The sequence below is a fragment of the Aquabacterium sp. A08 genome (assembly GCF_011742065.1).
This window is the reverse complement of the sequence record NZ_JAAQQT010000552.1, coordinates 1-9,759: the sequence shown is the minus strand read 5'-3', so window position 1 is coordinate 9,759 and position 9,759 is coordinate 1. Positions and strand designations below refer to the sequence as shown.

The 9,759-nt window shown below is 64.4% G+C and carries 12 protein-coding genes and 1 pseudogene; 10 read left to right on the top strand and 3 right to left on the bottom strand.

Annotation, left to right across the window (positions count from 1 at the left end):
* Window positions 1-104, top strand: a pseudogene (locus HA630_RS23435) (OmpA family protein); the annotation flags it as partial.
* A gap of 85 nt (window positions 105-189) precedes the next feature.
* Here HA630_RS23435 and lipA read toward each other — a convergent pair.
* Genes lipA through HA630_RS05390 form a run of 3 tightly spaced genes read right to left on the bottom strand, consistent with a single transcriptional unit; the run spans window position 190 to window position 2,146 of the window.
* Window positions 190-1,170: a lipoyl synthase gene (lipA, locus tag HA630_RS05400; RefSeq protein ID WP_166833044.1), complete on the bottom strand. Its 981-nt coding sequence runs from the start codon at window positions 1,168-1,170 to the stop codon at window positions 190-192.
* A gap of 29 nt (window positions 1,171-1,199) precedes the next feature.
* Window positions 1,200-1,817 carry a lipoyl(octanoyl) transferase LipB gene (gene lipB, locus HA630_RS05395; RefSeq protein ID WP_243855354.1) on the bottom strand — a complete coding sequence of 206 codons (618 nt, stop codon included), beginning with the start codon at window positions 1,815-1,817 and terminating at the stop codon, window positions 1,200-1,202.
* A 53-nt stretch (window positions 1,818-1,870) separates the two neighbouring features.
* A complete protein-coding gene (locus tag HA630_RS05390) occupies window positions 1,871-2,146 on the bottom strand; it encodes a DUF493 family protein (RefSeq protein WP_166833042.1) in 276 nt (91 codons plus the stop codon).
* 203 nt (window positions 2,147-2,349) lie between these two features.
* Between HA630_RS05390 and HA630_RS05385 the strand changes: the two genes are divergently transcribed.
* The 9 genes from HA630_RS05385 to HA630_RS05345 all read left to right on the top strand — a co-directional run bounded on the left by HA630_RS05385 (window position 2,350) and on the right by HA630_RS05345 (window position 9,672).
* The gene (locus HA630_RS05385) at window positions 2,350-2,841 is read left to right on the top strand and encodes an ATP synthase subunit I (RefSeq protein ID WP_371809205.1); all 492 of its coding nucleotides are present in this window, start codon (window positions 2,350-2,352) and stop codon (window positions 2,839-2,841) included.
* A 32-nt stretch (window positions 2,842-2,873) separates the two neighbouring features.
* Window positions 2,874-3,743, top strand: a complete 870-nt coding sequence (gene atpB, locus HA630_RS05380) for a F0F1 ATP synthase subunit A (protein ID WP_166833038.1) — start codon at window positions 2,874-2,876, stop codon at window positions 3,741-3,743.
* Window positions 3,744-3,816: 73 nt separating this feature from the next.
* The gene (gene atpE, locus HA630_RS05375) at window positions 3,817-4,062 is read left to right on the top strand and encodes a F0F1 ATP synthase subunit C (protein WP_101048787.1); all 246 of its coding nucleotides are present in this window, start codon (window positions 3,817-3,819) and stop codon (window positions 4,060-4,062) included.
* Between the two features lie 97 nt (window positions 4,063-4,159).
* Window positions 4,160-4,630, top strand: a complete 471-nt coding sequence (locus HA630_RS05370) for a F0F1 ATP synthase subunit B (RefSeq protein ID WP_166833046.1) — start codon at window positions 4,160-4,162, stop codon at window positions 4,628-4,630.
* Between the two features lie 23 nt (window positions 4,631-4,653).
* Entirely contained in the window at window positions 4,654-5,184 is a 531-nt protein-coding gene (locus tag HA630_RS05365) for a F0F1 ATP synthase subunit delta (protein ID WP_166833036.1), read from the top strand.
* A gap of 49 nt (window positions 5,185-5,233) precedes the next feature.
* Window positions 5,234-6,790, top strand: a complete 1,557-nt coding sequence (gene atpA / locus HA630_RS05360) for a F0F1 ATP synthase subunit alpha (protein ID WP_166833034.1) — start codon at window positions 5,234-5,236, stop codon at window positions 6,788-6,790.
* 32 nt (window positions 6,791-6,822) lie between these two features.
* The gene (gene atpG / locus HA630_RS05355; RefSeq protein WP_166833032.1) at window positions 6,823-7,692 is read left to right on the top strand and encodes a F0F1 ATP synthase subunit gamma; all 870 of its coding nucleotides are present in this window, start codon (window positions 6,823-6,825) and stop codon (window positions 7,690-7,692) included.
* A gap of 43 nt (window positions 7,693-7,735) precedes the next feature.
* Window positions 7,736-9,142 (top strand): F0F1 ATP synthase subunit beta, encoded by a 1,407-nt coding sequence (gene atpD / locus HA630_RS05350; RefSeq protein ID WP_166833030.1) that lies wholly within the window; start codon window positions 7,736-7,738, stop codon window positions 9,140-9,142.
* Window positions 9,143-9,255: 113 nt separating this feature from the next.
* Window positions 9,256-9,672, top strand: coding sequence for a F0F1 ATP synthase subunit epsilon (locus HA630_RS05345; RefSeq protein WP_166833028.1), 417 nt, complete (start codon window positions 9,256-9,258; stop codon window positions 9,670-9,672).
* Window positions 9,673-9,759 lie beyond the last annotated feature (87 nt).

Below are 9,759 nucleotides of genomic sequence, written 5' to 3'. Positions count from 1 at the left end.
CCGAAGGCAAGGGCGAAAGCGAGCCGGTCGCCAGCAACGACACCCGCGAAGGCCGGGCCAAAAACCGCCGGGTGGACGTGACCGTGGTGGAACTGGCGCGCTGACGCCACCGCACCCCAGCAAAAAGGCCGCGCGATGCGGCCTTTTTGTTGCGCGTGCCCCGGCCGCAGGCCGGGTTGTGGGTTCAGGTCACACGCCGGCGGCGTGGGCCTGCTGGTCGGCGTGGTAGCTGCTGCGCACCATGGCCCCCACGGCGGCGTGGGAGAAACCCATCTCGTAGGCCTGGGCCTCGAACATCTTGAAGGTGTCGGGGTGCACGTAGCGGCGCACCGGCAGGTGGTGGCCACTGGGCGCCAGGTACTGGCCTATGGTCAGCATGTCGATGCCGTGGGCGCGCATGTCGCGCATCACCGCCAGGATTTCCTCGTCGGTTTCGCCCAGGCCCACCATCAGGCCGCTTTTGGTCGGCACGTTCGGGTGCAGCGCCTTGAATTTCTTGAGCAGGTTCAGGCTGAAGGTGTAGTCCGACCCCGGGCGCGCTTCCTTGTACAGGCGTGGCACGGTTTCCAGGTTGTGGTTCATCACGTCGGGCGGCGCGGCCTTCAGGATCTCCAGCGCGCGGTCGTCGCGGCCGCGGAAGTCGGGCACCAGCACCTCGATCTGCGTCAGCGGTGACAGCTCGCGGGTTTTCTGGATGCAGGCCACAAAGTGCCCGGCGCCGCCGTCGCGCAGGTCGTCGCGGTCCACGCTGGTGATCACCACGTACCTCAGCTTCAGTGCCGCGATGGTCTTGGCCAGGTTCTCCGGCTCGTTCGCGTCCAGCGGATCCGGGCGGCCGTGGCCCACGTCGCAAAACGGGCAGCGGCGGGTGCACTTGTCGCCCATGATCATGAAGGTGGCCGTGCCCTTGCCGAAACATTCCCCGATGTTCGGGCAGGACGCTTCCTCGCACACCGTCACCAGCTTGTTCTGGCGCAGGATGTCTTTGATCTCGTAGAAGCGGGTGCTGGGCGAGCCGGCCTTGACGCGGATCCAGTCGGGTTTTTTCAACACCTCGGCCGGCACCACCTTGATCGGGATGCGTGCCGTCTTGGCCTGGCTTTTCTGTTTGGCGGTGGGGTCGTAATGGTCGGCCGGGGCCGCGTCGCGGACGACGGGTGGGGTGCTCATGGTGCGGGTTCCGTGTGGGGTGGCGGGGCTCAGGGGGCCAGCAGGGCGCCGAGCTGTTGGCTCAGCACCGCGGCCACCTCGGCGGGTGTGGCCTGAACCCCGATTGTAGAAAGGTCCACCGTTTGCAGCCCGGCGTAACCGCAGGGGTTGATGCGCCGGTAGGGTTCCAGGTCCATCGCCACGTTCAGGGCCAGCCCGTGGTAAGTGCAGTGGCGGTGCACCTTGATGCCCAGCGCGCTGACCTTGCCCAGGCCGGCGAACGGGTCGCCCCCGGGGCGCGGGCCGGTCAGGGCGCTGTGGTCGAAGGGGTGGGCCAGCCGCACGTAAATCCCCGGCGCGGTGACCACGCGGTGGCCGGTCACGCCCCAGTGGCGCAGGGTGCGGATCACCGCCTCCTCCAGCCGGTACACGTATTCCTTGACGAAGTAGCCGGCACGGCGCAGGTCGATCAGCGGGTAGGCCACCACCTGGCCCGGCCCGTGGTAGGTCACCTGCCCGCCGCGGTTGCTGGCCACCACCGGGATGTCGCCGGGCTGCAGCACGTGGTCGGCCTTGCCGGCCAGGCCCTGGGTGAACACCGGGTCGTGTTCGCACAGCCAGAGTTCGTCGGGGGTGGCCTCGGTGCGCTCGGCGGTGAAGCGCTGCATGGCCTCGAAGGTGGGCCCGTAGCCAACCCGGCCCAGCTCGCGCACCCGCAGGCTCACAGCACCACCTTGACCATGGGGTGGGTGGTGAGCGTGCGGTACAGTTCGTCCAGTTGTTCGCGGCTGGTCACGCGCACGGTGATGGTCAGGCCCAGGTAATTGCCGCCCTTGCTGGGGCGGTGTTCCACCGTGCCGTCGTCGAAGTTGGGGTCGAACTGGCGCGCGATGTGGACGACGGCCGCGGCGAAGCCCTCCACGTGTGCCCCCATGACTTTGATGGGGAAGTCGCAGGGGTATTCGATCAGGGACTGCTCTGGAGGGATGGTGGTCATGGCTGGCAGGAGGGGGGTATGGTGGGGATTATCGCCAAGGCGCCGTCGCGGCGACCGCGCAGAAGCCCTTGACGTGGCCATGGGGTTTCTACGTATAATCGAAGGCTACACCGGCACGGCGGTGCACGGTCGAGCTTGTAACCTGTGCGTAATTTGGGGGTCAGACAATGACACAGCCGCCATCGTCCCCGCCCACCCGGCAGGTGCCGAGCGAGCCGGATGACTGGGCAGATGAGGTCCCGGTCGAAGAAATCAAGCCCCTGTCGCGCGAAGAAGCGCAGCGGTGGCGGGCACGCCAGCCGCAGATGTCGGCCTGGCGTGTGGTGGGGTGGCAGTGGTCGCTGATGTTCGCGGTGTCGCTGTTGGCGGCCCTGGCGACGCGGCAGGCCTCGGTTGCCTGGTCGGTGTTTTACGGGGGGCTGTGCATCGCGCTGCCCTCGGCGCTGATGGCCTACGGGGTCACGTCCAGTCCGCTGACGCGGATGGTGGTGCGGTGGTTTCCCGGGGCGGCACGCCTGTCGCTGGCAGGGGTGTTTTTGTGGGAAGGCATCAAGGTGCTGTTGGCGCTGGCCATGATGTGGTCGGCCCCGCGCTGGGTGCCCAACCTGAGCTGGCTGGGCCTGGTGGCCGGGCTGGTGGTGGTGCTGAAGGCGTACTGGCTGGGTTTCCTGTTCCAGCGCCGTCGACCGCATTGACGATGTTTTGACTTTTGATGGGCTGATCAACCATGGCTACTGAAGGCGTAGGACCGACCCCGGGCGAATACATTCGCCACCACCTCCAGCACTTGGCGAACAAGAAGCAGGAGTCGATCGTCGATTTCTCGGTGATCAACATCGACTCGGTGGTGGTCAACATCGTGCTGGGCATCTTCGTCTGCTTCATGCTGTGGCTGGCCGCCCGCAAGGCGACCGCCGGCGTGCCGGGCCGCTTCCAGGCCGCGGTGGAGATGTTGGTGGAACTGGTCGAGACCCAGGCCAAAGGCCTGATCCACAACGCCCAGAGCCGCAAACTCATCAGCCCCATGGCGCTGACCGTGTTCTGCTGGATTTTCATGATGAACTTCATGGACATGCTGCCGGTCGATGCGCTGCCCGCGCTGTGGCACGTGGCCGGTCCGGCCATGGGCTTCCCCGACTACCTGCGCGTCGTGCCCACCGCCGACCTGTCCACCACCCTGGGTCTGTCGTGCTCGGTGCTGGTGATGTGCCTGTTCTACAACATCAAGATCAAGGGTCTGGGTGGCTGGGCACACGAACTGGTGAGCGCGCCGTTCGGTACCAGCAAAAATCCATTGTTCGCCATCCCGCTGGGTCTGGTGAACTTCCTCATGCAAATGATCGAGTTCGTGGCGAAGACGGTTTCGCACGGCATGCGGTTGTTTGGCAACATGTTCGCGGGTGAACTGGTCTTCATGCTGATCGCGCTGCTGGGTGGCTACGCCGCTCTCTCGCTCACGGGTGGCCTGTTATTCGTCGGGCACTTGGTCGCCGGCACGGTGTGGGCCCTGTTCCACATCCTGGTCATCACCTTGCAGGCGTTCATCTTCATGATGCTGACTCTGATTTATCTGGGTCAGGCTCATGATGCGCACTGAGTTCGCGTAACCCGCGCACTGTGTTTCTCGTTCTCTCAACTTAACCTTCCTCTCATCTCTCAAAGGAGTCATCATGGAAAACGTTCTGGGTCTCGTCGCACTGGCTTGCGGTTTGATCGTTGCTCTGGGTGCCGTTGGCGCCTCTATCGGTATCGCCATCATGGGCGGCAAGTTCCTGGAGTCCTCGGCACGTCAGCCCGAGCTGATGAACGACCTGCAGACCAAGATGTTCATTCTGGCCGGTCTGATCGACGCTGCGTTCCTGATCGGTGTGGCCGTTGCTCTGCTGTTCGCTTTCGCGAACCCCTTCGTCATCTGATAGTTTGCTGTGAGGAAGGGTACCCCGGTGTCCGCACCGGGGTATGCGCCACAGCATCAGCGTTTCAACTTTCGATAACACACAGAAAGGCGTTGCGATGAACATCAATGCAACCCTCTTTGCGCAGGCCATCGTCTTCGCGGTGCTGGTGTGGTTCACGATGAAATTCGTGTGGCCCCCGATCGCCAAGGCCCTGGACGAGCGCGCGCTCAAGATTTCCGAAGGTCTGGCTGCGTCCGAAACCGCGAAGACCGAGCTGGCCATCGCCAACAAGCGTGTCGAGGAAGAGTTGAGCAAGTCGCGCAACGAATCCGCCGTTCGCCTGGCCGACGCCGAGCGCCGTGCCCAGCAGCTGATCGAAGACGCCAAGGCCCGTGCCACCGAAGAGGCGGCCAAGATCATGGCCAATGCCCAGGCCGAAGCCGAACAGGCCATCTACAAGGCCCGTGAAGCCCTGCGCGAGCAAGTGGCCGGTCTGGCTGTCAAGGGCGCCGAGCAAATCCTTCAGCGCGAAATCAACGCCGGTGTTCACGCCGACCTGTTGGCCCGCCTGAAGACCGAACTCTGATTCCCGCGCACAAAGGTTGACCCATGGCCGAACTTGCCACCCTAGCACGCCCCTACGCCGAAGCACTGTTCAAGGCCGCCCAGGCCGACGTGCCCGCCACCTTTGAATGGCTGGAAGCGTTGGCCGTCATCGCAGGCAACGAGCAATTGCTGCAGTTTGCCGACAACCCGAAGGTCACGAACGAGCAGGTGCTTGACGTGATCGCGGGGTCGACCAAGCCGGCACTGCCCGAGCAGGGCCGCAACTTCCTGCGCGTCGTGATCGAAAACGGCCGCGTGGCGGTGTTGCCGGAAATTGCGCAGCAGTTCCGCGCCCTGATGACCGCCCAGCAGGGCACCTCCGATGCGGTGGTCTACAGCGCCTACCCCATCGACGGCGCTGCCCTGACCGACCTGGCCGGCGTCCTTGAAAAGCGTTTCGGTCGTCCGCTCAACCTTCAGGTTGAGCTGCAGCCCGAACTGATCGGCGGCGTGCGCGTGGTGGTGGGTGACGAGGTGTTGGACACTTCCGTCAAAGCCCGTCTGGAACAAATGAAAGTGGCCCTGACGGCGTGAGCCGCGGTGTGTCCCGAAGCGTCACAACTTACGAAAGAAGGAAAGAGTCATGCAGCTCAATCCCGCAGAAATTTCTGAACTGATCAAGTCCCGCATCGAAGGCTTGGCCCCCTCTGCCGATGTGCGCAACCAGGGTACCGTGGTGTCCGTGACCGACGGTATCGTGCGTGTGCACGGCCTGAGCGACGTGATGCAGGGCGAGATGCTGGAATTCCCGGCCGGCAAAGACGGTCAGCCCACCTTCGGCCTGGCGCTGAACCTCGAGCGCGACTCCGTCGGCGCCGTGATTCTGGGTGAGTACGAACACATCTCCGAAGGCGACACCGTCAAGTGCACGGGCCGCATTCTGGAAGTGCCGGTGGGCCCTGAACTGGTCGGCCGCGTGGTCAACGCCCTGGGCGCCCCGATCGACGGCAAAGGCCCGATCAACGCCAAGATGACCGACGTGATCGAAAAAGTGGCGCCGGGCGTGATCGCCCGCCAGTCTGTGGACCAGCCGATGCAGACCGGCCTGAAGTCCATCGACTCGATGGTGCCCGTCGGCCGTGGCCAGCGCGAGCTGATCATCGGCGACCGCCAGACCGGCAAGACCGCCGTGGCGATCGACGCGATCATCAACCAGAAGGGTCAGAACATGACCTGCGTGTACGTCGCCATCGGCCAGAAGGCGTCGTCCATCAAGAACGTGGTGCGCGCCCTGGAGCAGGCCGGCGCCATGGAATACACCATCGTGGTCGCTGCCTCGGCTTCCGAGTCCGCCGCCATGCAGTACCTGTCGGCCTATTCCGGCTGCACCATGGGTGAGTACTTCCGCGACCGCGGCCAGGACGCCCTGATCGTGTACGACGACCTGTCCAAGCAGGCCGTGGCCTACCGCCAGGTGTCGCTGCTGCTGCGCCGCCCGCCGGGCCGCGAAGCCTACCCCGGCGACGTGTTCTACCTGCACAGCCGCCTGCTGGAGCGTGCCGCCCGCGTGAACGCCGACTACGTCGAGGCCTTCACCAAGGGTGAAGTTAAGGGCAAGACCGGCTCGCTGACCGCACTGCCGATCATCGAAACCCAAGCCGGTGACGTGTCCGCTTTCGTGCCGACCAACGTGATCTCGATCACCGACGGCCAGATCTTTCTGGAAACCAGCCTGTTCAACGCCGGTATCCGCCCCGCCATCAACGCCGGTATCTCCGTGTCCCGCGTGGGCGGTGCCGCCCAGACCAAGCTGGTCAAGGGCCTGTCCGGCGGTATCCGTACCGACCTGGCGCAGTACCGCGAACTGGCCGCCTTTGCGCAGTTCGCTTCCGACCTGGACGAAGCCACCCGCAAGCAGCTGGACCGCGGTGCCCGCGTGACCGAACTGCTCAAGCAGGCCCAGTACAGCCCGCAGTCCATCAGCCTGATGGGGGCCACCCTGTACGCCGTGAACAAGGGCTTCATGGACGACGTGGAAGTCAAGCAGATCCTGGCTTTTGAAGCCGGCATGCACGCCCACCTGAAGGACAAGCACGCTGCGTTGCTGGCCAAGCTGGAAAGCGCCAAGGCCATGGACAAGGACGCCGAAGCCGAGCTGAACGCGGCCATCGCCGAGTTCAAGAAGACCGGCACCTACTAAGCGGCGCGCGAGCGACCGATTAAGGAGCATCAATGGCAGCAGGCAAGGAAATACGCGGCAAGATCAAATCGGTGGAAAACACCAAGAAGATCACCAAAGCCATGGAAATGGTGGCCGCCTCCAAAATGCGCAAGGCGCAAGACCGCATGCGCATGGCCCGGCCGTTCAGCGAGAAGGTGCGCCAGATCGCTGCCAACCTGAGCCGTGCCAACCCGGACTACACGCACCCCTTCATGGTGACCCACGACGACGCCACGGCGTCGGGCATGATCGTGGTGACCACCGACAAGGGGCTGTGTGGTGGCATGAACACCAACGTGCTGCGTCAGGTGACCAACCAGCTCAAGGACCTGCAGGCCAAGGGCCAGACTGCGGAAGTGGTCGCCATCGGCAACAAGGGCCTGGGCTTTTTGAACCGCATCGGCGCCAAGGTGGTGTCTCAGGTCACCGGCCTGGGCGACACGCCGCACCTCGACAAGCTGATTGGCCCGGTCAAGGTGCTGCTCGATGCTTACACCGAAGGTCGCGTGAACGCGGTGTACCTGTGCTACACAAAGTTCATCAACACGATGAAGCAAGAGGCGGTGGTGCAACAGCTGCTGCCCTTGAGCACCCAGGACCTGGAAGCCGGCGAAGCCGGGCACGACTGGGACTACATCTACGAACCGGACCAGCAGACCGTGATCGACGAGCTGCTCATCCGCTACGTGGAAGCCCAGGTGTACCAGGCCGTGGCCGAGAACATGGCGTCCGAGCAATCGGCACGCATGGTGGCCATGAAGGCCGCGACCGACAACGCCGGCAACGTGATCAACGAGCTCAAGCTGGTCTACAACAAGACCCGTCAGGCCGGCATCACCAAAGAGCTGTCGGAAATCGTGGCAGGCGCCGCGGCCGTCTGAGGCCGGGGACTCAAGAATCTAGAGAAATTTAAAGGTATCCATCATGTCTCAAGCACAAGGCAAGATCGTTCAGTGCATCGGCGCCGTCGTGGACGTGGAGTTCCCGCGCGACCAGATGCCCCGCGTGTACGACGCGCTGAAAATGGAAGGTTCCGCGCTGACCCTGGAAGTGCAGCAGCAGCTGGGTGACGGCGTGGTCCGCACCATTGCGCTGGGTTCGTCCGACGGTCTGCGTCGCGGCATGGTCGTGACCAACACCCACGCCCCCATCACCGTGCCCGTGGGCAAGGCCACCCTGGGCCGCATCATGGACGTGCTGGGCACGCCCATCGACGAGCGCGGCCCCGTGGACCAGACCCTGACCGCTTCCATCCACCGCAAGGCCCCGGCCTACGACGAGCTGAGCCCGTCGCAAGAGCTGCTGGAAACCGGCATCAAGGTGATCGACCTGGTGTGCCCGTTCGCCAAGGGCGGTAAAGTGGGCCTGTTCGGTGGCGCCGGTGTGGGCAAGACCGTGAACATGATGGAGCTCATCAACAACATCGCCAAGGCGCACAGCGGTCTGTCCGTGTTCGCCGGCGTGGGTGAGCGCACCCGTGAAGGCAACGACTTCTACCACGAGATGGCCGATTCCGGCGTGGTGAAGCTGGACAACCTGGCCGAATCCAAAGTGGCCATGGTGTACGGCCAGATGAACGAGCCGCCGGGCAACCGTCTGCGCGTGGCCCTGACCGGCCTGACCATCGCCGAGTCCTTCCGCGACGAAGGCCGTGACGTGCTGTTCTTCGTGGACAACATCTACCGTTACACCCTGGCCGGTACCGAAGTGTCCGCGCTGCTGGGCCGCATGCCGTCCGCCGTGGGCTACCAGCCGACGCTGGCCGAAGAAATGGGCCGCCTGCAGGAGCGCATCACCTCCACCAAGGTGGGCTCGATCACTTCGATCCAGGCCGTGTACGTGCCGGCCGACGACTTGACCGACCCGTCGCCCGCCACCACCTTCGCCCACCTGGACTCCACCGTGGTGCTGTCGCGTGACATCGCCGCCCTGGGTATCTACCCCGCCGTGGACCCGCTGGATTCCACCAGCCGCCAGCTCGACCCGCTGGTGGTGGGTGAAGAGCACTACAACACCGCCCGTGCGGTGCAGGGCACCCTGCAGCGCTACAAGGAACTGCGCGACATCATCGCCATTCTGGGCATGGACGAACTGGCACCGGAAGACAAGCTGGCCGTGGCCCGCGCCCGGAAAATCCAGCGCTTCCTGTCGCAGCCCTTCCACGTCGCGGAAGTGTTCACCGGCTCGCCCGGCAAGTACGTGCCGCTGGCCGAAACCATCCGTGGTTTCAAGATGATCACCGCCGGCGAGTGCGACCACCTGCCGGAGCAGGCCTTCTACATGGTCGGCACCATCGACGAAGCCTTCGAGAAAGCCAAGAAGCTGGCCTAAAGCGTGCCGGCCGGTCACCCGGTGGCCACCTGTTCCGTGCCTTGGTGCGGTGAGGTGGCCAGGCACCGGAAGACTGGCCCAGCGCTTCATGCCGGTTTCAACAAGGAGTAAAGATGAGCACGATACAAGTCGAGGTGGTGAGTGCCGAAGAGTCGATCTTCAGCGGCCCAGCCAAGTTTGTGGCGTTGCCGGGTGAGTCGGGCGAACTGGGCATTCTGCCCGGTCACATCCCGCTGATCACCCGCATCCGTCCCGGTGCGGTGCGCATCGAGAAGGCCGACGGCGGCGAGGAGTTCGTGTTCGTGGCCGGCGGCATCCTGGAGGTGCAGCCCAAGCTGGTGACGGTGTTGAGCGATACCGCCATCCGCGGCAAGGACCTGGACGAGGCCAAGGCCAACGACGCCCGCAAAGCGGCCGAAGAGGCCCTCAAAAACGCCAAGAGCGACGTAGACCTGGCCAAGGCGACGTCCGAGCTGGCCGTCATGGCGGCCCAGATCGCGGCCCTGCGCAAGTACCGCCAGAAAAAGTGACGCGCCGCTCTGCGCCGCACGCCACCGAAACCGCCTCTCTGGAGGCGGTTTTTTCTTGGGCCATGCACAATAGCGGCATGCGACGAC

Excerpts from the sequence above, each read along its gene's own strand:
- lipA (WP_166833044.1), bottom strand. The coding sequence starts at position 1,170 with ATGAGCACCCCACCCGTCGTCCGCGACGCGGCCCCGGCCGACCATTAC.
- lipB (WP_243855354.1), bottom strand. The coding sequence starts at position 1,817 with ATGCAGCGCTTCACCGCCGAGCGCACCGAGGCCACCCCCGACGAACTC.
- HA630_RS05390 (WP_166833042.1), bottom strand. The coding sequence starts at position 2,146 with ATGACCACCATCCCTCCAGAGCAGTCCCTGATCGAATACCCCTGCGAC.
- atpB (WP_166833038.1), top strand. The coding sequence starts at position 2,874 with ATGGCTACTGAAGGCGTAGGACCGACCCCGGGCGAATACATTCGCCAC.
- atpE (WP_101048787.1), top strand. The coding sequence starts at position 3,817 with ATGGAAAACGTTCTGGGTCTCGTCGCACTGGCTTGCGGTTTGATCGTT.
- HA630_RS05370 (WP_166833046.1), top strand. The coding sequence starts at position 4,160 with ATGAACATCAATGCAACCCTCTTTGCGCAGGCCATCGTCTTCGCGGTG.
- HA630_RS05365 (WP_166833036.1), top strand. The coding sequence starts at position 4,654 with ATGGCCGAACTTGCCACCCTAGCACGCCCCTACGCCGAAGCACTGTTC.
- atpA (WP_166833034.1), top strand. The coding sequence starts at position 5,234 with ATGCAGCTCAATCCCGCAGAAATTTCTGAACTGATCAAGTCCCGCATC.
- atpG (WP_166833032.1), top strand. The coding sequence starts at position 6,823 with ATGGCAGCAGGCAAGGAAATACGCGGCAAGATCAAATCGGTGGAAAAC.
- atpD (WP_166833030.1), top strand. The coding sequence starts at position 7,736 with ATGTCTCAAGCACAAGGCAAGATCGTTCAGTGCATCGGCGCCGTCGTG.
- HA630_RS05345 (WP_166833028.1), top strand. The coding sequence starts at position 9,256 with ATGAGCACGATACAAGTCGAGGTGGTGAGTGCCGAAGAGTCGATCTTC.